Here is a 23882-nt window from a genome sequence, read left to right as displayed (position 1 = left end):
TCACTCACCCTCCTGTCGGGCGACGGCATGGCCGGCCGGGACGACGACGAGCAGTGGTCGCAGCTGGGTCCGGTCGGGGCGTCGCTGTTGTGCCAACGACTCCTGATCGGCCACACCGATCCGTCGCAGTCGCAGATCGTTCCGTTGGATCAGCGCCTCGGCTTCCCGCTCCCAGGCGGTCGCCCGTGTCACCCACTCCTCGACATGCTGCGCAGCCTGCCGCTCCGCCGCGGTGAAGGTCTGGGCGAGGTGCTGCTCGACACGACGCATCGCCGCGGGGATCAGCCCGCTCAGCGCGTCGACGTCGGCGACCGCACCCGGGTTCGACATCGTGGCGCCGACGCCCACCGCATCGAGCATCCCGGCCGCCGAGCCGTGCGGGGTGACGAGTGCCAACGGTGAATCGGGGTCGGGGAACTCGACCTGGAGCCATGCCGACGAGACCGTCTGACCGGCGCGGTTGGTGAGGGTGCCCAACACGAGGACGCTCGTCGCGTCACCCGAGCCGCGGACGGCATAGACCTCGCCGCGGCCGAGTCGGGCGAGTGCCCGGTCGCTGACCCAGTCGAGCACGGGGTGCAACGGTCCGAGGTAGTGCGCGGCCGGCCACGACGACTCCTGCTCGTCCTGCAGGGCCGCCGCCATCAATGCCTGACCCTTTGCGACGCTCGTCGCCAGCTTCAGCCGAGTGGTGACCTCGCGCTCGCGCAGGTAGGACTGGGGGAGCACGGCCAGTCGGCTGCGCAGGTCCGCCGGGGGAGTCAGCTCGACGATCTGCTCCGCACGGTGCTCGACCCAGCCGATGCCTCCGCCGCCGGAGGTGAGCGGGGCCTCGTCGGGCCGCGGGTAGACCTCGGCGACGGCCTCGCGCAGGTAGTCGACCGGTGCGTCATACAGCCCGGAGCCGGTCGCGGCGGTGCGCCGAGCAGTCGGCGTCTGCTCGTCATCGCCCTGCCCGAGACGAGCGAGGAATGCTTCGAGGTCGTCTCCGTCGATCACCTCGTCGGGCTCGGCTATGACCTGCTCGAGCTGCTTGCGCCCGCGCAGCACGTCGAGGATTTGCTTCTCCTCGGCGGCGACGTCGTACTTGCCCATGATCGACGCCGTGTCGCCGAGTGCGCGGTGCGCTTCGTATTCCTTCTCCATCAGTGATCGCAGCACCCGCACGTCGCCGGAGAACCGGTCGTCGCGTGGTTGCAGGAGGAGTGTCGTGATCAGCGGCGGGAACTGCTGGCCGTAGCGGTCGATGCGGCCGTTGCGTTGCTCGATCCGGATCAGCGACCACGGGATGTCGAAGTGGATCAGTTCGTGGCACTGGCGGTGCAGGTTGACACCCTCGCTGGCGACATCGCCGGTGACGAGCACCCGGATCGGAGAGCCCTCCTGCTTGAAGGAATCGACGATCTCCTGTTGCTCGACGTCGCTCAGACCACCGTGCAGGACACGGACCTGCTGGTCGGTCATCCTGCGGTCACGCATGATCCGGTCGCGGAGCCAGTGCAGGGTCGCGACGCGTTCGGCGAACACCACCACGCGAGAAGGCGATCCGACGCTGATGCCGATGCGGTCGAACTCCTCGAGGAGCGCGGCGTATTTGCCGGTCCGCTGGTCCAGGGACTGCTCGGCGAGGTCGGCCAGACGGGTGAGGGACTCGTGGTCGGCGAGACTCATGTGCTCGGCGCGCTTCATGCGTGCGCGGGCGGTCTCGGCGAGTGCGGCCGGTGAGGACAGGAACGCCTTGCCGAGGGTCCAGCCGAAGAGTGCCTCGCCGCCGGTGCGGGGCGGTCCGCCGTACAGCCAGTGGTCGGCGAGCTCCTGGGCCATCGCGTCCTCGTCGGGCGAGGCATCGACCAGGATGTTCCGAGGCTCCTCGCGCTCGGCCCAGTCGGCGCCGACCACGGAGGCGACCTCGGCCGAGTTGCGGTGACGACGGACGACGAGCCGCTCGATGTCCGCGGGGTCGATCTCACCGTCCGGGTCGACCGAGGTCGGCTCCAGCAACCGCATCAGCTCCGCGAACGACTCCTTCCTGCCGTTGTGCGGTGTCGCGCTGGCCAGGATGAGCGCATCCGTTTGCGGTGCAAGGACATTCGCGAGGCGGTTGTTCTGGGTCGTCGATCCGGTGATGTTGTGCGACTCGTCTATCACGACGGCGTCCCAGCGGTGCTTGCGCAGGTGCGCCAGGTAGCGGTCGCTCTTGAGCGTGTCGATCGAGATGATGGCGCGGCGGTAGACACTGAACGGGTTGCGCGTCGCCGGGAGGCGGCGCCGGACCTGTTGGATGCCGACGGAGTCGAGGCGGACGAACGGGAGCGCGAACCGGGTCCACATCTCCTGTTGCATCTGCTCCAGGACATGACGCGGTGTCACGATGAGGATGCGCTCGCCGCGGCCCCTGCGGACCAGCTCGGACAGGATCATGCCGATCTCGAGGGTCTTGCCGAGTCCGACCGCGTCGGCCAGCAGGATCCGGGGTCGCAGGATCGACGGGTCGAGTGCCTTGTGAACGGCCTTCCGCTGGTAGTCGAGCGGGTCGAGCAGCATGTCGTCGGCGACCGCGAGGGTGGGGTCGTCGATCGGCAGTGGCGTCTTGCGGAGTGTCGCCTCCAACCACAGTCTTGCCCGCCGATAGCCGGGGGAACTGTCGGCGACGACCTTGGTCAGGCTCGGGTCGAAGACCTCGATCCGGTCGAGGTCCTGACTGAACTGCGCCGAGGTCCCGGCAACGAGCTCGGAGAGGCCCTGGACGTCGACAAGCAGACCGTCGCGCGTCTGTGACACCTGCGTGACGAGCCACTCCTCGTCGCGCACCACCACCAGGGAACCCGGTGCGATGTTGTCCGGCGTCGACGTCTCCCCACTCACCAGCGCATCCTATGAGTCGAGCAGCTCGGGTGACCGCGCAGGTTCGACTGGCGTGCGGTCGTTTTCGGCTGCTTCGAGCGCCAGCGGTGAGGTGGGGACCTCGGCGGCGGGGAGGTTCATGAAGCTGCGGAGCAACTGGATGAGCTGCTCCATGTCCGACCGGGCTGTCCCGGAGTCGGTGGGGACATCGAACTTCAGGTGCAACTCGTCGTCGGGCAGGTAGACGTCGAGGGTGATCTCCGACCACTTCTCGTTGGCCGACGACTTGACGTAACGCACGTCGCGTGTCCGCATGATGTGCCACGGCTCGCCGTTGCGGTCGATGTCCGAGGCACGGCCGACCAGGAGCCGCTCGCCGGTGACGGCGAGGTAGCGGTCGCCGGAGAATGCGCCGCGAGCATCGCCCACGGCCAGGGCGAGCAGCTCTTCGGAGCCGGTGAGTTGCCACCGGAGCGACTCTGCAACGCGCTTCCTATGGTCCTCGTCGACGATGAGCGACACCCTTGCTTCGGGGACCGTGCGAGGCGCGTAGTCGATCTCCTTCTCGAGCACCTCCAGTCGGGTCAGGAAATCTCGTGCGGATCCAGAGACCTTCTTGCGTGCGCTGTGCGCGCGACCGACGGGCATGGTTCTGCTGCCGGGGAACTCGGCGAACACGGCGAACTGCTGGTGGAGCGTGGATACCAGCTCTTTGACCTTCCCACTCGACTTCTCCCACTCGACCTGGGCGTTGTCGACGATGCGGGAGATCAGTGCGTCGTTCGCGGGTGTGGTCTCTGCGCCCTCGTAGAGGTGTCCGGCACGCAGGCCCTGGTAGATGAACCACGCCTGCTGGGTCGCCACGAGCGACAAGACATCCGCCAGGATCGCTTCGCCGTGCTCGTCGAGGAATTTGCGCCGATCTGTGTGTCCTTTCTGTGCGCGCAGAGCACGGACCTGGTCGTCGACGGCCCGCTGGGCCCGTTTGCGCTCGCGGCGCAGATCGTCCTCGAGACCGGCGATGTTCTGCCATACGCCGTCGGTCACCTCGCCGATGTCCTGGGCTTCTCCGAGTGCGTGGGCAAGGGTCTCGCGCAGTGCGGACGCTGACGACCAGCGTTCGTTGCGGGCCTCCTTCAGCACCGCCTCGGTGAGCTGCAGGTTGTCCTGCATCAGTGACTTCATCTCGGCAAGTTGAATCTGGATCGCGAGCGTCGCGAGTGCCGGACCGATCGTCGCGGCCGCGCTCGCCCCCTGCACGCCTGCTGCAGGCATCCATCGCACCGAGTGCGCGAAATGCCCACTCGAGTCCACAAGGGTGCCGAGATTGACACCCCCGGAGGTCAAGGGAGTGGCGGTCTGGAGCGCCTTGAGCGTCTCGGGTGCCAGCCGGACGATGCCCTGCAGATTGGTCTGCCCCATGAGCGCCTGCGCGCCGAGGTTCCCGGCGCCGATCAAGGTGCTGACCGTCGATGTGATGTCGTGCTTGGCCCGGTCCGGGACCACCGCGGCCTCCAGCAGTTCGAAGCCATCAGGGACCGAAGGACCCAGCAGGGCCCCGAAGCCGGGTGCGATCTCCACCAAGGAGTGCTCCGGCGCGGCATCCGCCGGTGACGCGGCGATGTCGTCTGACATGAATCCTCCTGTGGGATCAGGGCTTTAGCTGGATGAGTCCGTCAGTGCCGATGAGGCATTTGCGGTCGAGGACGAGATTGAACTGCTCACAGCTGGTCTCCGGCAGCAGCAGACAGGCATGGCAGGCGGCGAGGTTCATTCCGTCGACACCCGAAGGACCGGACTCGATGCAGACGGGATCAGAGGTGCACCAGCGCGCGCGTTCGAGAGCCGAGCGGAACACACTGTTGAAGCGATGCTTGTCGCTCAGCGCGGCAAGCCCACCGAGGCTGCCGGCGCTGTCCGCGGTCGCGGTGTAGATCAGGATGCCCGCCTGGCCGTCCTCGGCATACACCCGCTCGCGCAACGAGGCGGTGGGGTACCCCGCGGTCAACGAGAACTCGTCCAACAACACATGCGCGAGCGAGTGCAGAGCCAGCGAGCGCGCAGTCACTTCGAGGTGTGACGCCAGTGAAGTCGCGCCGAGCGCTTCCTGACTGTCGAGGATCTCGCGCACCCGTCCCTTGGCGAAGTCGGTCTCGCACCATGCGGAGAGGGCCTTCTCATCGATTCGGAGGAAGACGCCCTCTCCGAGGACCTCCATGGCTGGCAACCACGACGTGTGCGTTGCGCTCAACGGCACGAGATTCGACTTGCTGCTGTCGGCTTCCGGGTCAGCAGGGGTCACCCGTGAGAAGCCGCGCAGCGCGCGCACTTCCCGCAGGCGGGACACGCGTGACACCTGGGCGATGATCTCCGGGAGATCGCTGCCAGTGAGGTCCAACTCCTCGCACAGGAACAACTTGCTGTCCTCGTCACTCTCGTCCAGCCCATGGACCAGCGCCGTGTATTCCTCGGCGCGCAGGTCGGTGTTGGTCGGCCTGTGCCGGGCCTCGAGTGGGAGTCGCAACTCGACGATCGCGTCGGCGAGATCCTGCGGTGTGACTCCGGTCGGCGGCTTGTACATGTTCGCGACCAGCACCGGATCAGCGTCAGGTGCGAGCCGTTTCATCAGCGGCCGCGCGAACCGCATTGCCCGCTCATGCACGGACGGGATCGAGATCGCCGATCGTGTCGCCGCGAACCAGACGTTGGAGGAACCTCGTTGGAGGGTGCGGAGGGTCCCGTCGCACGGCACGTCGTCGGCGGACCCGGGGAGCCAGGGGCGTCGGCCGCCGCACGGCTTCAGTTCTCTGAGCGCAGTGAAGCCGAATGCTCCGTCGAGCGATCGGCGCGCACCGCACGTGTCGCAGACGACTTCGAGGTCCGCAAGTGCGGACGACTCGCCCTTGGTGAGCAGCCTCAGCTGATGCCCGCTGACATCGACACCCTTGTCGTGCGCCCACCGCTGGTAGGGGAAGTCCTCGATGTGCCCCCTCTCGCAGCAGGCGACGAAGCGCGACGGCGTGATGGTCCCCTCGTTGCACTTGGTGCAGAGGCGAGACTCTTCCTTGGTGAGCTTCCAGACGAGATCGACCCGCCGACACTTCGGGCAGAACGCCCAAGTCGGGAACCGAACGACAGGGACGTCACCGTTCTTCCGACCGGTTGATGGCTGCCGGAACTCCTGCACGCCGAGACTCGCCTCCAGGCGCGGTTCGTGCAGCTCCGACACGAACTTGTCGGGCCAGTGCTCGAGACCGCAGATCATCACGCTGTCCTTCTCCGCCGGGTAGAGCGACCCGACGCCGAATGTGGACACCAAGCTGGTGCGACGTGCACGGGCGACGATCTTGCTAACCACGTGAACTCCTTCTGGAACGGACCAGGAACAGGCTGGACTCGGCATCGACATCGCGCATGCTGGTCAAGGTCGGCCATGGTGGATCCTCGACCGGGAACTCGACTCGCTCGTCGTCGTTCCGGACGACAGCCTTCGAGGCTTCGACGAGCAAAGCGCCCTTGGCGCGGTCGAACCAGCCCTCGTAGTGATCGACCTCGAGATCATCCGCCCAGGTGTTGACGAGTGTCTCCAGCTCGTTCCTGACCCTGTCGGGGTGCTGGTCCTCGGGCACATCCTTGGTCGCGGCTGCGAGTGCGCTTGCGCGCTCGACGATCTGGTCCACGCATTTGCGCAGAGCTTCAGGCCAGTCCTCCGCGTGACCTGCGGCTCTGCTGTCGGCGGCAGCAGCGATCGTCATTCGAGCCATGGAGACCAGCACACCGTGCAAGCCACGATCGCGGGCGCGTGGCGCGAACGGTGTCGCGCCGGTCGCCTCGACGTGCCGGTAGAGCATCCGGTGATAACCGGCGAAGTTCTCGTAGTGCGACAGGTCGCGGCTGCGTGCGCCGTTCAGGACAGCGACGACCAGACCCGGGTCACGACGTCCTACGCGGGACGTCGCCTGGATGTACTCGGATGTCGTCTGCGGCTGGCCCATCACCGCCATCACACCGAGCCGGTCGACATCGACTCCGACCGAGATCATGTTGGTCGCGAGAACGACGTCGGCACAGTCTGTCTCGCCCCGTTTGCGCTCCATGATCTTCAGTTCGTGCGGGATCTCGGTCGATTTCTTGCGGGAGGTCATCTCGCGCGGGTCGTCGATCGTTCGCTGGTCTTCGTGACGACGGCCGGCGATGACCTTCATCTCGGCCGGGACGTCGTCGATCACCTGCATGTACGCACCACCGAGGAGGCGAAGAGCGTTGAAGTAGCCGAGCAACGTCCAGTAGAGATCTTTGGTGGCGCTGTCCTCAGGGACCATGGCCGCGCTCTGGAGCAACGACGCGTAGACGCGGACCATGAGTGTCGTCTGGCTGGTTCCCGCGCCGAGCACACCGACATACTCCCGGGAACCCTTCTTGTCGCGTGGTGCCTCGACGGAGAAGTACGAGTCTCGATAGGTTCTGCCGGGTGGCGGGAACTGGCGCGCCTCTCGATCGAACACGGCACGGACCTGATCGGTGGCCCGCCGGATCGTCGCGGTGGAAGCAACGAGTTTCGGTTTGCTCGGCCGGGTACAGGCGGCGTCGACCGCAGCTTCGTAGAGACCGACCATTGTGCCCAACGGCCCACTGATCAAATGCAATTCGTCCTGGACGATGAGATCGGGCGGTGAGTTGGTCGCGCCATCCGCAGTGGCGCCGGCGCTGCCGAAGAGGTTGCCGACCTCCCGCTTCCACGCCATCATCGCGAACTTGTCGACGGTGCCGATCACCAACGAGGGACGCTCGCGATAGACGTCCTCATCGACGATGTGCACAGGCAGACCGCCGCCGAACTGACAACCGACGTGCGGGCACACAACGTTCATCCGACCGTCAGCGACGTCATAGTTCTTGTGGGTGAGTTCTGTGCCACACCAGGGGCATTGGCGCAGCTGAACGGGATCAGACGCGTCGTCCGCGTCGTCGACCCGACCGCTCTTCTGATGTTTCAAGGCCTGGCTCGCGTCAGCCAAGCTGTTCGGGGTCGATTTGCGACCCACCCAGAGACCGATCGAGATCGGTCTCGCTGCTGGAAGGTGTTTGCGACGCAGCTCCTCGAGCGCGCAGATCAATCCGGTTGCGCGTTCGTACTGCTGGAGCGTCAACAACCGGAGGGTGTAGCGCATGATCACCGACACGCCGCCGTCACTCGAATTGCGCAACCGCCGGAGCAGGATCGCGATCGCGATCAGACCCAGGTAAGCCTCGGTCTTGCCGCCACCGGTCGGGAACCAGAGCAGGTCTGCGATCTCCCGATCGGGTGACTCGGGGTCGGCCAGCCCGCGGAGATTGACGAGGATGAACGCGATCTGGAAGGGCCGCCAGGACGCCGCCTCAACCGCGGACTGCGCCGGATCCCCGATCTGGCCGTTCCGATGGTGATCCTGGCGGCTACGTTGCTGTGCCATCGCAAGATTCATCAGGTCGAACGCTCGGCGGACATTCGGGTCGGAGAGCAGCAGCGAGATGCCGTCCGACATACGGTCGGCGGCTTGTCCGGCCTCGTCCTTGTGACGGTCGAGTGCTGCGGAGAAGTCCTCGTCGGAGAGCCCGTCATCGTCGAGCCCGTCGATCCAGTGCCGGTAGGCGGAGACGAGGGAGGTCAGGTCGGCCAGATCACCGGATTCGGACAGGTGGACCATGCGCAGATCGATGCCGTCGGGGCCGGCGGGACTGCTGAGCAGGACTTCGTGCGACGGGATGAATGACGTGTGGATCGAGGTCACGTCGTCGATCCATCCGACGCCGCACCCGTGGCCGATCGCATACGACTGCACGTCGCTGAACAGCAACCGCTGCGACGCGACCTCGAGGTCGTCCAGCCCGGCGATCACCGACTCGGGGCGAGCGACGAGTTCCCCTGCGGGCGCGGTCACCGTGATGGTCGGGTTGAACCAACACTTCGCATCGCGCTCGCTTCTCGGCGCAGTCTCGTCGTTGATGAGCGCAAGCGTGATCGGGACGGCGCCGTCTCGCGGCTCACGGACGACTCTGTGCATCTCCAGTCGGACGCCGTCGACCACCTGCTCACGTATGGCGCCAGGCGTGGTCACATCGAGTTGGATCGGTCCGGCGGTGATCGTCTCGCGGATCCAGCGTTCCTTGCCGGTCGGGGTGTCGGAGCGGATGTAGCGGGAGGCCTCGACGGTGACCTGGACGTTCGTGGCGGTCTCGGCTGCGGCGAAGGTGAGGCCCATGGTGCGTGGATTACGGACTCGGGCAAGGGAGACCTGGGGGTCGTCAGCGCCCTCGGTGGTGGGGGAGCCCGCGTCGCCGTCGCTGGACTTGTCGATGTCGTCGTTCTCCGGGCTGTCGGAGGTCGCAGCGGGTCCGGTCGAGTCGACCTGGGGGTAGAGCACGCCGACGACGAAGCGGGTCATCGGCCGCTCGCTCAGCTCGGCATCGAGCTCGTCACCCAGCAGATCTCCCTTGAGCCGGTCGACGACGAACTTCCTTGTCGCGTAGGCGTCTTGCAGGTTCATCAGGTTCACTTCCAGTCGAGGTCGACGGGTCCGGAGATTCGTGCGGCCAGCCACAGTCCGTGGTGACCGGGAGCATCCTGGCGTGGAGCACCGACAGCCGTCTCGAGACCGTCGATGCGGGCGCCGCGCAAATCGGGGATGACGGACCCGAAGACCCTGCCGGTCATGAATTTTCCGAAGTCGGCGCCGGTCGTGGCCACCGCGACGTCGTCGACGAGAGCGCGCCAGCTCGGGATCTCCTCGCCGTCCATGAGGATCGGCTCATCGTGCTCCCAGGTGACGGGCTGGCCCACGAGATCCCGCAGCGGCGCGGTGGTCGGGCCGAGACCACGCGCCATCCACGGCTCGATCAGGACTCCGAACAGACCGCCCCGTCGCTTCCACGCCTTCGTCCAGACCGAGCGACTGCCGGCCTCGGCGGGACGCCACGGCTGTGTCGATGCACCTTCGACCGTGGTCACGTTGGTGGTCGCTCGTGACAGAGCGACATACAGGAGCGCGGACGCCCCGGCGAGGTCGTCGTCCCAGACCCATTCGTTCGGATCGACCAGCACCACGTTGTCGAACTCCAAGCCCTTGGCGCGGTGCACGGTCGACACCACGATCCGGGAGGTCGGTGAGCGGCGGAAGAGGTTGCGGCCTCGTGGTGTGTCCAGCGCCGACGCCAGCGCGGGTATGTTCAGCGAACTGCCGCCGGGTGCCAGTGCACGTGCAGAGCGCCAGGCCACTTCCGGTGGCGTCTCACATCCGGAAGTGGTTGCCAACTCGACGAATTCGTCGAAGCCGACGGTGTCTTTCGGGTGATCCGCAAGGGAGACGGCGATCCACGGAGGCAATCCGGCATCTGTCACGGAGGTTGCGGTTTCTGCCAGGAGCCCGAAGTCGGCGAGTTGCTGTGCGGCCAGGCCCGCGCGTGCGTTGGTGTCGCAGAGGAAAGCGGTGCGTCCTCGCCAGACGGAAACGGTCTCGGCGGCGTCTGCATCGAGGTCACCGAGCGGGGAGAGGTCGGCGAGCGCCGACTGCAGTCGCTGAAAAAGGGGCTTCGCGTCCAGCTTCTGCAGCTCGCCACGCAGTCCGCTGATCGTCCTTGCGGTAACGGTCCTCGACCGATGGTCGCCGAGCAGCTCGACGACGGCTGGGTCGAACGAGGTCTTGATCTCTGCGAGGAAGTCCGAGCACGTCTTCGGATGCTGCTTCGTCAGTTGGAAGTCGTACAACGCCTGCATCGGATCTCCGAGCAGAGTGAATCCGGTGTCGTCGCGGACGCCATGTCTCAGCAGCGCAAGGACGAAGTCGGCGCGAACACCGACGACGTCCTGGACCTCGTCGACAATGACGTGGCGGAGGTGGTCGAACACCGGTTCGTCGGCTTGACGCATCAAGGCCGTCGCCTGCTCGATGGCCTTGTCGTAGCCGCGGAACGTCGGCTCGTCCTCGGAGAGCTCCCTGATCACCTCAGCGGCGAGGGAGTCGATGGTGCGTACCTCGACCCCGTGTCCCTCATCCACGACCTCAGCTGTGCGTTGCTCCACCACGCCGACTGCGGCCCGGCTGAACGAGATGACGAGTAGCTCCTCGGGGAAGGCTCCTTCGTCGTCCACGAGATGAGCAGCGAGGGCACCGACCACTTCCGACTTGCCGGCGCCCGGGCCGGCCAGAACGATCTGTCGGTCGCCAGGCGAGACATCGACGGCATCGCGTTGCGCGGTGTCCAACACGACCGTCACGGCGTCTCCTTCTCCCAGAGGTAGTCGAAGTGTTTGAACGCGAACTCCTCGCCATAGTTCGTGATGTTGTCCGCGACGTTGACGATCCGCACAAACTCGCTGCCACCGTTCTTCGGCCCGCGGAGCCCACGACCCACCATCTGTTGGTAAATGTTCGGGCTGAAGGTGGGGCGGGTGATGTAGACCGCGTCGACTGCCGGCACATCAAACCCTTCCGTGAAGACGCCGTAGTTCGTGAGGACTCGCACTCGACCTTCCTTGAAATCCTCGATGTACTGCCGCCGCGCGGCTGCGCCCGTTTCCGAATCCACTGCGCGTGCCTCGACGCCGTGATAGGTCAGCAAGGCAGCAAGGACGCGGGCATTCTCCACAGAGGTGGCGAACAGCAGCACCTTCGACGCAGCATCCTCCTGACACAACGACTCGACGATCCTGTTATTGCGCCCATGGTCCTGGCTCAGGCGCTGTTCCACGGAAGGCGCGAGCCGGTTGAAGCCCTTTGCTTCCTCGAGCTCGGCCTCGGTCAGGAAGATGTCACTTCCCTCCAGCTCGACCTGGTCTACCTTCGCCAGCACCTGGAGTTCCTGAAGGTAGCCGTAGACGTCATCATCCGGGAACGCGCCGATGTCCAATCGTTGGTCGTAACGATCGATGAGTACCTTCGTCTCGGTCTCGTTGAAGCCACGGAACGGTGTTGCGGTGAGCCCGAGCAGTGGGACCACCATGTCGTTGGTTCTGCTCGCCTCGCCTATGGCTCGAAGGATTCTTGCTTGCTCATCGATGGCCTTGTGAGCTTCGTCCACGACGATCATCGCTGGTTTACGCAGCCAGCCGTAGGTGTCGGTCCAATCAGCACGGCCGAGGATCATGCGGATCTTCGCAGGCGAAGCGACTACCACCTGCAGGCCGTCCCGTTCTTCCGGGGCGTTTCCTCCCCATAGTCGGCTGAGTGTTAGTGGCGTTCGCTTACGACCCAGCTCCCGCCATACAGCCAACCAGGACTGAATCGCCTGCTCGCACAACTCGTCGGTGTCTGCGACCCAGAGCACACGGATATCTCCACCCTTCTCGGTCATGTGCTCGACGATGGCCTGGACAGCGACTCGGGTTTTTCCCGAGCCGGTGGGCAGAGAGACCAGGCCCCGGTTCGAGCGGGGTGAAGCCGAGAAGAGTCGCTTGATTTGATGGGCGATCGCCTTTTGGTAGTCGTGCAGGTCGCCGAGGTCGAGCGGTCCATCTACCTCAATCTCCGGCTCGCGCTGGGAGGTAGTGAAGCCAGCGAATTCGATTGGGAATCCAAGGTCGCGGACCCATGAGCGCGCGGCGCCACGACCCGCCCACTGAGTCGGTGGGTTGAGCTCGTTCTCGGCCAGCTGCCGTCGATGTTGTTGAAGCACCTCGTAGCCATCGACCGCAACCGCAAGTCGAGCAAACTCTGATGGCTCTAGTTCTCTTCCGAGTGACCCCGAAAGTGCATCGATGGCGGCTTCGGGAACCGAAGACTTCAGGCCGTCTACTCCGATGGCAAGAACCAACTTGTCGAGGATGTCCTCGGTGTCGCGGATGCGAACCCGAAGTCGCTCCAGGCGCTGCTTCTCCATCCGGCGGAGGATCGCGTCCGCATTGAAGGCGGTCTGCGTCTCCTGGGCAATGACAGCCAGCACGTCACGGTCCTTGACGACCGTCGTGTAGAGCCGATTGCCCTCGAGTCTCGCCTCGAGGGCCCGAGAGGTCTGACCTTTCGGGGTGGACGTGAGCAGTTGGATGGAGTTGCAGGGTTGGACCTCGAGGTCATGCCATTCGGTGCCCAGACTGAGCCGCAGTGGCGCGAATCGGTCGAGGGCGAGGTAGGGCTCACCGGACTCCTCGGAGACGACCTTCTCGTCGAGCATGCGCTCGCCGATCGCCAGTCCCCACTGCTCCGCGAGCAGCGCCGCATCGTCGCTCGACGCGGACTTGACCACCGGGATGTTGGCCGCGACCAGCGAGGCGTGCACCTCGTCCGCCGCGGTGACAGCCGCGTCAGACGGTGGCACTCCGACATGCCCAGGTCCGCGATCGACCTTGATGGTCTGCGGTGGAGCGACACCGCAGTAAGCGGCCCACGCGTAGAGCTGGAAACGGCGCTCGGCGTTCCACCCCGAGGCATCGCGGAGCAAGGCGGTCCACGACTCGGCGTTCAGCTCATCCGGCTCGGCCTTCAGGTGAAGCACGTCGGCTTGTTGGCTGCTGACGACGTCGACCAGGTAGGGCAGGCAGGTGGCGTCGCGCGGATCGTCGAACTCGTCAGGACGTGTGAGGCACTGGGCAACGGGTTGGAGACCGGCCTCTGTGCGGAGGACGCCGTACTTGCCGAGCCTGAGCCAGGTCGGGTCTACCACGGAGAACGACAAACCACCGGTGTCACGCGTGAGGCGCCATACCTCGCAGCCGTCCAATGCACGCAGAGCGACTCGCGTGATCGCCGCTCTGCCTTCGTCCGACAGGTCGGGCATGAACTCGAGCGGCCACAGCACCCGATCGCGATCGATGTCGATCCGTGCGTCGGGCAGGCTTGGCTGCTGGGTCTGGTCGCGGTATTGCTGTCGCGCATCTTGAGCGTTGGCAGTCCGCCATGGTTCCGCGGCCGGATCCTTGGTGCGTTCCGGCCGCTCCACGAAGCCGAGAGCGGCGAGCAACCCGAGGTCCTGCTTGTGGAATCTGTGGTCGACGACGAAATCGCCATCGCGCCCAGCTCCCTCGGGAATCACTTCGCCGGGCAGAAAGCTTTGGCCGGGCGACTTCCACTTGCCGGAGAGCGTGCGCGCTCGGACTTTCGTGATCAGTTGATCGGGGCTGACGAACACGTCACGGAAAATCACCTCGGCCTCGCGGGCGTCGAGCCGGCGAGATGAGGACCACACTCTCTCCCAATTGATCTCTGGTTCGGTGAGCTCGCTGCGAAGTTCGCCGGCATCGTCGAAGATCTCGATGCCGAGGATCCCCAGGGCATGCTCCACAGCAGGATCGGCCGCGAGCACTTGATCGATGATGAGCTGGCCGGGTTTGACATTGCCACCTGGCAGGAAGACCTGGCCGCGGCGGGGCGCGTCGAGCGTGCCGTCCTCGAGGAGGAGCACTCGGGCAAGTCTGAGCTCGTCCCTGAGGCTCGAATCGCGCTGAACCATCGAGGCGACGATGCGGACGGCGGCTGCGGAACCCTCCACCCCGCTCTTCGCGACGTGCTCGACCCATTCCTTTACACCGACTGCCGACTTCTGATGGAAGTTGAGCAACCGCAACACTTTCGAGCGGCGTTCGGCGCTTTCCACCTGATGACTGGTCCAACGCTCGGGGTCCTTGCACACGGCCGCCCAGAGCTCCAGCTCCTCCGCAGTGATCTTGTCCGGATGCAGCTTGACCATTCGCGGATGGCGGAGTTCCCCGAGCATGTTGGGGATGCATTGACCACGCGACACGGCTTCGTAGATCGGCTGGTTGATCACGTTGTCGGCATGACCTCGAGCTTCCTTACCGCGGGCCGGGAGCGCGTCGATCGCCACACATGGCCGCGCAGCGGTAGTCAGGGACGGCAGCGCGGACGAAATGAGCGTGGGCAACACCTCGGTCAACAACTCGTCGTTGAAGGCGCCGGCGAGCAACCGCTCCCGGTCGTCGGCGAGCTTCCACGGTGCGTTCACGATGCCCGAGAGAGTCGTCATCTCGGCGGTGGGGAAGTACGCCCAGAAGAGTCCGAGCCTCTGGGTGGCTCCCTCCACAGGTGCCGCCCAAGCGATTTCTACCGACTCCCGGGCCGCTTGGTAGCCGCCCTCCCGAAGAGCGTCGGCGGAGGGTGAGTGCCGTTTTGACGTCACTGACCACTTGGATCGCCTGCCGGCGTCGTCGAGTGAGACGAGGCCGTCCTCAGCTCGGCTCATGGTGATGCGGCGCGCCGTCCCGTCCGACAGGCGATCTTCGAGGTCCAGCTGGGTCACGTGCCGGGAGAAGAGCAAGAACTCCGCAGGGAAGGTCCTGATTGCATCCGCGATGTGTTGACGTCTCGTGAGTCGCGGAAGAACCACCACGGTTGTCGCCCACTTCATCAGCCCGTCGAGAACTGTGTCGTTGCGTCGTGCCTCGGTCGGATCCAGTGCGTCCGCGAGACGAGCAACGGGGTAGTGATCTCTGCCCGGCACTTCTTTCGCGAGACGGGCTCGTGAGCCCGCGCGGTCGAACCCCAGCGAGCCCGAACGGCTGTAGATCCGGGGCGAGTCGGTCACCGCTAGAACAGACTTGAAGCCGAGGCCGAACCGCCCGATCTGGTCGTCGCGCTTGGCAGATAGGTGGGCTGCCATCAATGTCTCGACGCCGTGAACGGAGAGTGGAGCGCCTTGGTTCGCGACATACAGAGTGTGATCGGTGAGCAGGACTTCACAGCGGCCCTCGCCGGTCCGCATGGCGTCCGCGGCATTCTGCAGGAGTTCGTACAACTGTCGTTGGGAGTAGGCACCGTCATGGACCGAGCGCTCGGTGTTCGCGTCCTCCTCGAGTCGTTTCGGGTCCGCCCGATATGTCTCGATCAGTCGTTCGTTCTGGTCCTCGACTGCCGCCGCGAGCTCGCCGTCGACGCTTGCCCAAGTCGCCATCTGCTGCTACCCCTGTCTCGCCGTCCACGCCGCGACCGCTCCCGTATCGGTGAGGCGAACGGTATCCCGATTCGACTGCTATCGCTGGGTTTCCGCCATAGTCAGCCCGTCCTCCACAATGCGTATCCCCTCTTCCAGAGGGGTGCACTCCCAGATTCGTATCACGGCCCAGCCGCTATCCAACAGATGTTGATTCGTGTCGCGATCGCGATCACGGTTTCCCGCGAGCTTCTGCTGCCACCAGTCGCGGTTTGATCTCGGCTCGGTCGCATGGACCGGGCAGCCGTGCCAGAAGCAGCCGTCGACGAAAACGGCGACCCGTGCTCCTGGGAAGAGCAGGTCGGCTCGCCGCCGCGGGAGACCGGGCAGAGGAGCATCCACGCGGTATCGGTGCCCACGGGCATGAAGTGCCCGGCGTAGCGCGAGCTCAGGAGCGGTGTCCCGCCGCCGTTGACGGCGCATGCGCTCCGAGACTCCTTTGCTCGAAGGACGTGGGGCCATGCTTCCTGTCTACTCCTTCCCGCTTCGTGGCGCGTCTGAGGTCACTGGTCGGTGGCTGGGGCTACCCTGCTGCCATGAAGGTTGAGATCACCGTTGTGGATCTGTTCAGCGGTGCTGGTGGTCTGACAGCGGGCTTCCACTCGGCCGACCCGCGATTCCGGACGATTGCCGCGGTCGAGCATGATCTGTCGGCGGCCGCGACCTTCGCTGCGAATACTCCCGAGGCCGATGTCCACTGTGGGGACATCACCGCGTGGGTCGACGCGGGGTCGGTCCCGACCGCGGACGTCGTCGTCGGCGGACCGCCGTGTCAGGGCTTCTCGGCGCTCGGTAAACGAGACGTCAACGACGAACGTAACCAGCTGTGGGAGCAGTACGCCCGAGTCCTGTTGCTTGCCCGCCCGAAGTATTTCGTCGTCGAGAACGTCGCTGCGTTTCTCCGAAGCCCTCAGTTCTCCGAGTTCCGCGAGAGGATCGATCACGGCGATCTGTCGGACTGGAGCGTGAAGTTCGACGTCCTCAACTCCGCCGACTACGGTGCAGCGCAGGAGCGCAAGCGTGCGGTGATGATCGGATATCGCCGCGACATGCCGGCACCGGAATGGCCGGAGATTACACATGACAAGGCGCACCGGGTGGATGTGAAGTCGCGTCTTCTGGGGCTGTCGGAGGTCGTTCGGCGCCAGCTCCTCCCGGATCGGTTCATCGAGTTCGAGGGGCGCAAACTCCCCGGCGTCTTCACGACCGACGAGCTTCACCTCACCAGGACGTACGAGCTGATCTCGCTCAAGCGGTTTGCGTACATCCCAGAGGGTGGGAACCGGCGGGATATCCCGGATGAATTGTTGACACCGTGCTGGCGGAGCCATCAGACGGGCGCAAGCGACGTCATGGGGCGCCTGCATTGGAACAAGCCGTCTGTCACGATTCGGACCGAGTTCTTCAAGCCGGAGAAGGGACGCTTCCTGCACCCAACCGAACCACGGGCAATCACACATCAGGAAGCCGCGCGGTTGCAGGGCTTCCCGGACGATTACAAATGGGTGGGGAACAAAACCTCGATTGCTCGTCAGATCGGCAATGCTGTGCCGCTCGAGCTCGGTGCCGCCATAGGTGCGGTCATCGGCTCGGCGCTCGAGTGACGCCGCTCAGCCGGTCAGCCTTCGTCGCAGGAACCGCGACGTTAGCTGCTTTCGTCCGTTGATCCGACATCGATCGACACCGGCAGGTAGTAGAGACCGCGTTCATCTTCCTGTACGAGGACATGGAGGCGGTCGCCGACATGGACGTAGTCGTCAACATGGATCATGCCCGACGCGCCAACAGCGTCACGGACTGCTCGAGCGGGAATGAGTCCCTGCTGTCCATCACTGTCGACCGCGAGCGCGTACTTCTCACCTGTAGTCCGGACACGCACGGCGAGGCTGTCCGAGGAGTCCGCGGAATCATGGTCCGCGTCGGCCTCACCGATGTCCGCCGCGGACTCGAGCTCAACCGCGAGATCGTCAGCGAGCTTGTCGACCTCCGCCAGGAGGGATGCCATGGCGCGCCCGACCGACTCGTGGAATGGCTGGGGCTTCATTGCCGCCCCGGGCTTGTAGAGATCTTCATGGGTCAGCTCACCCCATGCATCCTGCAGGCGTGTCTTGATCTGGACCTCGACCAGCACCGGGTCTTCGTTCAGGACGGGAACGCGCAGGATGACGTGGCAAGCGCGATATCCGGACGGCTTCGGGTCGGCGACGTAATTGCGCTCCTTGTGGACACCGAGCTGACCGAGCGCCTCGAGATCGGTCAAGAGCTCGAACACCGCCTTTTGATCCCGGGTCGACTTGCAGAGCACCTTCATCCCGACGATGTCCGTCAGCGCTCTCTCGACATCGGAGACCGAGGAGATTTCGAGGTCCTCCTCGATTGCCTTCTGCCGCAACTTGTCCAGAGCCCGAGCGTGCTCCTTGATGCGCGAGTGGCTCGTGTCCAGTCGGGTGCGATCAGCACCCGTGAGAACCTGGTCGCAAATCTTGCCCAGCCAATGCCCGACGACGTCGCGTGCCGATTGCCAAGCGTCACCGCGCTCGTCATACGCGCGCTCAACCCATGCTGCGATGTCTGGTTCCCCTGAAGTACTCATGCTGCTCACCCCTGAGCGTTCTCCGCTTGACTTCACTCAGTGTCTATCACGGTCGGGACTCCTCGGTGCTGCCGTGAGGCACGAAATCTCGTAGGGGGTGTGGCGCAACACCGGGGGACCGTGACCACCCAGGTCGCGGCATCCTGCACTATGCCGGCGAATCCTCAATGTCCACACCGAAGCTCACTGCCAGAGTCTCCAGCCGGTGCTGATAACCCTGCCCGATTGCGCGGAAGCGCAGCGTGTCGTTGCGCCAGTACACCGAGGCGAGGAGCAACGATGCTTCCCGATCGGCCGCATCGAGCGTCGCATGGACCAGTGACTGACCTTCCACGGTGCGGACGTCGAGCTCGATAGCCCCGAGTTGTCCGAAGACACCTTGACCATCGATGGCGGCGGCCAGCGTGATGCGTCGATCGTTGCTCAGGTTCTCCGGGCGGACAGTGGCCGACGCCTGGCCGACGGTGTCGAGCTCGAGGTCCACGAGACCGTCGGGATGTTCGCGCTGGTTGTAGAAGCAGAAGTCGGCGTCTTCGTCGACCAACCCGTCGCTGCCCAGCACGAACGCGACAACATCGACCTCGCCGATGGCGGCCGAGTGCGACCATCGAGCGGTCACGACGAAGGGGACCGTGTCGAGGTCAGTGACACCGCCTCGAGGTAGCTCGGTGACGGCCGTGTCCACAACGACGGGAGTGCCCGTCGTCAATGTGTGCGCCACGGCCGCTGAGCGATCCTTGTCGAGCGGCTGCAACGTGTCGGCGTCGAGAAGCAGGAGCTCGCTGTCTCGCACACGTTGCCACCGCCCTTCGCGCTCATGACCGGGAAGCGGCACGGCGGCCGTGACTGAGGCGGTGAGGTTGACGGCGCAAGCACCACCCAGCGCGACGATCCGGTCACGGACCGACCGCGCTTCGTCCGCAGCGCCGCCGAGGATGAGGACCCGATGGCCGGCCAGTCGGCCGGTCGGGGGAGAGGTCGGTCGGGACGGCTTGTCGCGTGCCACCGGCTTCTCGGGGACCGCAGGCGTGGTTGGGGTCTTCGACTCGGTGTTCTTCGCGGTGCCGGGCTCAATCGTTGTCAGCAGACGTCGGTAGTCCGGCTCGTTGAGAGTGCTTGTGCCTTGCAACTGCGCGCGCTTCGCCTTGTGGGTTGTGGTCGTGTTGTTCGAAACCAACACGCTGGTGCGGCTGCTCACGCTGTTCATCACGGCGAGTCCGGCATCTGTTGCCTCTGCGATCAACTCGGCTCGATCAACGGCCATCGGTCCGGTGAAGACCACCGTCATACCTTGACGAAGTTGCCCGCCTGGCGTGTGCCGACCGGGATAGGTCCACGGGCAACTGACCCGTGGCGCTCGCGGTGGATAGCCGTCCGTCGGCCGGGGGCGGGAGATCGGCAGGTTCAGGTGCAGGAACGATGCGTACGCCAGCGAGTGTCGCGTGACCTCGACCAGTGCGCGGACGTCGTCGGCAGCGTCGTGTGGGCGAGCCTGCGCGACGCCCCAGTACTTGCAGATGGTGCCCAGCTTCAGGTTCGGAAGGGGCAAGTCGAACATTGCTGACGTCTGCCAGGTGCACAGCCGTTGATGGCTCGGGAAGTGCACCGACGCACGCCGTGCTTCGGACGAGAGGAAGTCCCAGTCGAAGCGCGCGTTGTGGGCTACGAAGACGCGGCCGTCGATCAGCTGATGGATGTGGTCGGCGACGTCGGCATAGCCGGGTGCCCCGCGGAGGCGGTCCTTGGTGATGCCGTGGATGTGCGTCGGGCCTGGGTCGCAGCCAGGGTCGATCAAGGTGGTCCAGTGGTCCTCGATGGCTCCACCCGCCGTCAACTGGGTGACCGCGATCTGCAGGACTCGATCCCGTTCTGCGCTGAGTCCTGTCGTCTCGACATCGACCACTGCATACGAATAGGGAAACGCATCAGTAACTGACTTCGGTAACACTGCGCTCCCCGACATATGGGGATGGTAGAAGCCAAAGCGTTCGGGCGCAGCTTTCTTGATCACATGCATCGCTTCTGGCGGCCACCGCCACGTGTGGCATTGCCATCCCACGGGCAGGGGCAGGGGCGCGACCTCGCTGCTGCGGGAAATTCGATCTCCAGGTGCGTTTGAGGGCTAATCTGCCGCGATGGATTGGGTAACGCTGGTAAGCGTCGTGGTTGCGATAGTCGGCGCCATCGGAGGCTCTGAGTGGATGTCGCGGGATCGAGAGCGATCGAAGTTGGAGCGGGACGTTGCTCTGTTTCAGATGGACCTGCCGGTTCATGCGCGGCATTCGCTCGACGCCGCCATCAATACACGTGCATTCGTGATCGCCGAGCGGGAGAACGAGGAGTCATCCCGTTTGATGGGCTACGTCTACGGCATCGTCCTCACGTGGAGTCTGGCCCTGGTGGGGTACACGGCCTGGCGACTTGCGTACGCCCTCACCGTCCTGAACTGGGTCTGTTTCGGTCTCGCCTTGGCGTTGCCGGCGTTCACGATTGGTGCCTTTGCATTTCGAACGGATCGGCGGCGGGCGCTGTATCGACACCGGCTTGCTGAACGGGGCGAGACAGCTGAACCCGCGGGGTGAGCTTCCGCGGCAGTGCTGTGTGGCTACCTCGATCCGGTCGGTGTGGCAAACCATCACGCGTGACGCGCTGGGTCTCCGAACATCTGGTGAAGCACGGTCATCCGCGGTCATCACTGATCGACCCGGCTCACGCGCGGCCTCTTGGCTCGGGGACCGTCAATTCGCCTGCCACCCGAGCTCCGAATGCCGCGCTCGGGTCGTGCCACTCGGTGCCGCAAAACCCCCGCAGGCTCGGTTGGCTGTCTCGGACAACGCAACCGCCGACTTGGACGTTCGCTGGCCACGTGTCCTGGTAATCGGGGAGGGGCTCGCCATACGCGATCGCGTTGACAGCGGCGCTGCCACAGATTGGGCATTCGCCGAGGTCCTTCAGTAGTTCGGGCACTCAGTCCGACTATGACCGAGGTGTGACACCTCGGGTGCCCGAATCCATTGATCTCGGCGTCAGAGGTCGGCGCGGGGCGACTTCGAGAACACTCCGGGCCGGACGGATGCCGGTCTATGACGACGACGTGCGGCAGCGGCTCGGCCTCGAATTCGAGGTACGGCGCGCCGTTTCGGCTTCGGCGATCACCTCGACGTCGGCGAACGTGCTGCGCCATCTGGAGTGGAGGCGTCGTTATGTGCGCCTGCTCTCCGGATCTGCTTCGGACGCATCGAGCTTGGCCGCGATTCGGCGTATGTCGGCAAGGTCTCGGGCGCTCAGTCGATCGGCGAAATGCGTTCGGACAGAGGCCAAGTGGGTCGGCGTGGCACTGCGGAGGGCGTCACGTCCGGCTGGAGTGAGAGTGAGCAGGCATCCTCGTCCATCGGCCGGGTCGGGTGCGCGCCGGATGAGACCCCTGTCCTCCATGCGGGTCGCATGGCGCGAGAGGCGGCTTCTGGACCAACCCATCTTGGCGGCCTGCTCATGCAGCGTGCTCGTCGTCGCGGGGCGCTCGACCAGGGTGCTCAACACCTCGTAGTCGGGCTCGGACAGACCCGTTCCCGCGAGGTCGCGGGCAGTGCCGGTGCGCACGCCGATCATCATCCGGCGGAACGCGCGCCAGGCGAGCTCCTCCTGCTCGTCCAGCACCGGAAAGGCGGAGCCAGGCTTTTTCGTTGACATGTAATCAGTCTACTGGTTACGTTCGATTACATGTCAACGAAATCTCTTGAGGTCATGGTCCTCACCTGCAGCACACGTCCGGGTGCCGCCGGCCCGCTCATCGCCGACTGGGCGATGAAGGCTCTTCAGCCGGCTGCTACCGCGCTGGGCGTGCACCTACGGCCGGTGTCACTGGCCGAGCTCGGGCTGCCCCTCCTCGATGAGGAGGAACACCCGTCGACCGGGATCTACCGGCAGCGCCATACCAGGGACTGGAGCGCTCTGGTCGACGCAGCGGACGGCTTCATCGTGGTGACCCCTGAATACAACTACGGCATGCCGGCGACCTTGAAGAACGCCCTGGACTACCTCGGGCGCGAATGGGCCTGGAAACCCATGGGATTCGTCAGCTACGGCAACACTTCTGCAGGCACCCGATCTGTGCAACATGCCAAGCAGGTCGTCACGACATTGCGTCTCGTGCCGCTGGGAGCCACCGTCGCGTTGCGTTTGACCGATGCCATGACGCAGACCGGCGCGGTCCGTGACGACCCATCACTGACCGCGGCAGCCGACGGGATGCTGAGCGAGCTCACCCGCGTTGCACACGCACTTCGCCCGCTGCGCGAGCTGGGGCGCGACGATGCGGTCACCGGACCAGTGCCGGGCTCATATGTCCGTCCGCTGACTCCTGACGATGCTCCACAGATGGTCGTGCTGCAGCGATGCTGCTGGGTCGACGAAGCGCTCGCCAACTCCACGCTGTCACTCGCGCCGCTCCAAGAAGGCACGCACGACGTCCGCGCCTGGCTCGAGGACTGGTCAGCGCTGGGGTTGTGGCGCGACGGGCGGCTCCTCGGCATGGTCCGCACACGGACCGACGGCGGTGTGGGTCACATCGGCCGTCTCGCAGTGGTGCCCGACCAGCGCGGGGCGGGGGTCGGTCGCTGGTTGCTGGGCCTTGCCGAGACGCGCTTGGCAAGCGGGTGTGCGCGTCTTGAGTTGAGCACCGGTGCGCAGAGCAAGGACAACATCCGGTTCTACGAAAGCGCAGGGTTCGCCCAGGGCGGCGACGCGACCGACGGCGTCATACACCTGAGCAAGTCCCTCGTCGACGCGCGCACACCGACCCTGACCTGACACTGAGCCGCAAAGGTAGCCATAGTCATGGAAAACGCAACACTACGAACGCAATTCGGCATGCACAGCTCCGTCGCGGATCTGGCCGATGCCACGGTGGTCCTGATCGACTACCAACAGACCTACACGTCCGGTCCACTGCAGCTCGACGGCTGGGAGCCAGCACTCGATGCGGCCGCCGACTTGTTGGTGCACGCACGATCCGCCGGCGCCACCGTCATCCACGTCGTCAACGACAGCGGGCCGGGCAGCCCTTTCGACCTGCAGGGGGAGAACGGACGCATCCACCCCAAGGTCGCCTCTGTAGCCGGCGAGGCCGTGGTCACCAAACGCGTGCCGAATGCGTTTATCGGCACCGACCTGTCACAGCGACTCAGGGCCGCGGGCAGGAAGCATCTCGTGATCGCCGGGTTCATGACACACATGTGCGTGACCTTCACCTCCGAAGGCGCGTTCCTCGAGGGGTATCAGCCCACGATCGTCGCGGACGCCTGCGCTACCCGTGCGCTGCGATCGGTGGCTGGTGCGGTGTCCGCTGCTCAGCTGCACGAAGCGGCGCTGGCGACCATCGGTGATCTCTACGGTGCCGTTGTGAGCACCGTCGGCGACCTCCGCTGAAGGCCAGGCAGCGTATGGCGCTCGGGGCCGGCGAGGTGGTCGCGGGGTCTCGATACGCTCGTTCGTCCCTCACGAGCTACTCGACCAGCTTGGGGGCGTC

At 65.2% G+C, this 23882-nt stretch carries 14 protein-coding genes; 4 read left to right on the top strand and 10 right to left on the bottom strand.

All coding sequences use genetic code 11. The features are described 5' to 3' along the window. The 7 genes from ACSZL9_RS03840 to ACSZL9_RS03810 all read right to left on the bottom strand — a co-directional run bounded on the left by ACSZL9_RS03840 (window position 1) and on the right by ACSZL9_RS03810 (window position 16224). Entirely contained in the window at window positions 1-2865 is a 2865-nt protein-coding gene (locus ACSZL9_RS03840) for a helicase-related protein (protein WP_446664143.1), read from the bottom strand. A 9-nt stretch (window positions 2866-2874) separates the two neighbouring features. Beyond that, a complete protein-coding gene (locus tag ACSZL9_RS03835) occupies window positions 2875-4479 on the bottom strand; it encodes a hypothetical protein (RefSeq protein ID WP_446664142.1) in 1605 nt (534 codons plus the stop codon). Between the two features lie 16 nt (window positions 4480-4495). Then, entirely contained in the window at window positions 4496-6202 is a 1707-nt protein-coding gene (gene drmB, locus ACSZL9_RS03830) for a DrmB family protein (RefSeq protein ID WP_446664141.1), read from the bottom strand. Then, window positions 6195-9371: a helicase-related protein gene (locus ACSZL9_RS03825; protein WP_446664140.1), complete on the bottom strand. Its 3177-nt coding sequence runs from the start codon at window positions 9369-9371 to the stop codon at window positions 6195-6197. Before ACSZL9_RS03825 ends, drmB begins: the two co-directional genes overlap by 8 nt. A gap of 5 nt (window positions 9372-9376) precedes the next feature. After that, window positions 9377-11098 (bottom strand): UvrD-helicase domain-containing protein, encoded by a 1722-nt coding sequence (locus ACSZL9_RS03820; protein ID WP_446664139.1) that lies wholly within the window; start codon window positions 11096-11098, stop codon window positions 9377-9379. Further along, a complete protein-coding gene (locus tag ACSZL9_RS03815) occupies window positions 11095-15723 on the bottom strand; it encodes a sacsin N-terminal ATP-binding-like domain-containing protein (RefSeq protein ID WP_446664138.1) in 4629 nt (1542 codons plus the stop codon). Before ACSZL9_RS03815 ends, ACSZL9_RS03820 begins: the two co-directional genes overlap by 4 nt. A gap of 78 nt (window positions 15724-15801) precedes the next feature. Further along, window positions 15802-16224: a very short patch repair endonuclease gene (locus ACSZL9_RS03810; protein ID WP_446664137.1), complete on the bottom strand. Its 423-nt coding sequence runs from the start codon at window positions 16222-16224 to the stop codon at window positions 15802-15804. A 74-nt stretch (window positions 16225-16298) separates the two neighbouring features. On the opposite strand from ACSZL9_RS03810, the gene ACSZL9_RS03805 reads away from it, so the two are divergent. After that, the gene (locus ACSZL9_RS03805) at window positions 16299-17366 is read left to right on the top strand and encodes a DNA cytosine methyltransferase (RefSeq protein ID WP_446664136.1); all 1068 of its coding nucleotides are present in this window, start codon (window positions 16299-16301) and stop codon (window positions 17364-17366) included. A gap of 41 nt (window positions 17367-17407) precedes the next feature. On the opposite strand, the gene ACSZL9_RS03800 is transcribed toward ACSZL9_RS03805, so the two are convergent. Both ACSZL9_RS03800 and ACSZL9_RS03795 read right to left on the bottom strand, forming a co-directional pair. Continuing rightward, window positions 17408-18355, bottom strand: coding sequence for a GTP pyrophosphokinase (locus ACSZL9_RS03800; protein WP_446664135.1), 948 nt, complete (start codon window positions 18353-18355; stop codon window positions 17408-17410). Window positions 18356-18503: 148 nt separating this feature from the next. Continuing rightward, window positions 18504-20258, bottom strand: a complete 1755-nt coding sequence (locus ACSZL9_RS03795; protein WP_446664134.1) for an exonuclease domain-containing protein — start codon at window positions 20256-20258, stop codon at window positions 18504-18506. Between the two features lie 232 nt (window positions 20259-20490). Between ACSZL9_RS03795 and ACSZL9_RS03790 the strand changes: the two genes are divergently transcribed. Beyond that, window positions 20491-20937, top strand: coding sequence for a hypothetical protein (locus tag ACSZL9_RS03790; RefSeq protein WP_446664133.1), 447 nt, complete (start codon window positions 20491-20493; stop codon window positions 20935-20937). Window positions 20938-21556: 619 nt separating this feature from the next. Here the strand turns inward: ACSZL9_RS03790 and ACSZL9_RS03785 are convergent. Then, a complete protein-coding gene (locus tag ACSZL9_RS03785; RefSeq protein ID WP_446664132.1) occupies window positions 21557-22045 on the bottom strand; it encodes a MarR family winged helix-turn-helix transcriptional regulator in 489 nt (162 codons plus the stop codon). A 30-nt stretch (window positions 22046-22075) separates the two neighbouring features. Here ACSZL9_RS03785 and ACSZL9_RS03780 point away from each other — a divergent pair, with 30 nt between their 5' ends. Next, on the top strand, window positions 22076-23164 hold the full coding sequence (locus ACSZL9_RS03780; RefSeq protein ID WP_446664131.1) for a GNAT family N-acetyltransferase: 1089 nt from the start codon (window positions 22076-22078) through the stop codon (window positions 23162-23164). Between the two features lie 60 nt (window positions 23165-23224). Next, window positions 23225-23782, top strand: a complete 558-nt coding sequence (locus tag ACSZL9_RS03775; RefSeq protein ID WP_446664130.1) for a cysteine hydrolase family protein — start codon at window positions 23225-23227, stop codon at window positions 23780-23782. The last annotated feature ends 100 nt before the right edge of the window (window positions 23783-23882 follow it).

It is taken from the genome of Flexivirga sp. B27 (genome assembly GCF_052905685.1).
The sequence above is the reverse complement of the archived record's forward strand: the minus strand, read 5'-3'. Positions and strand labels throughout refer to the sequence as shown.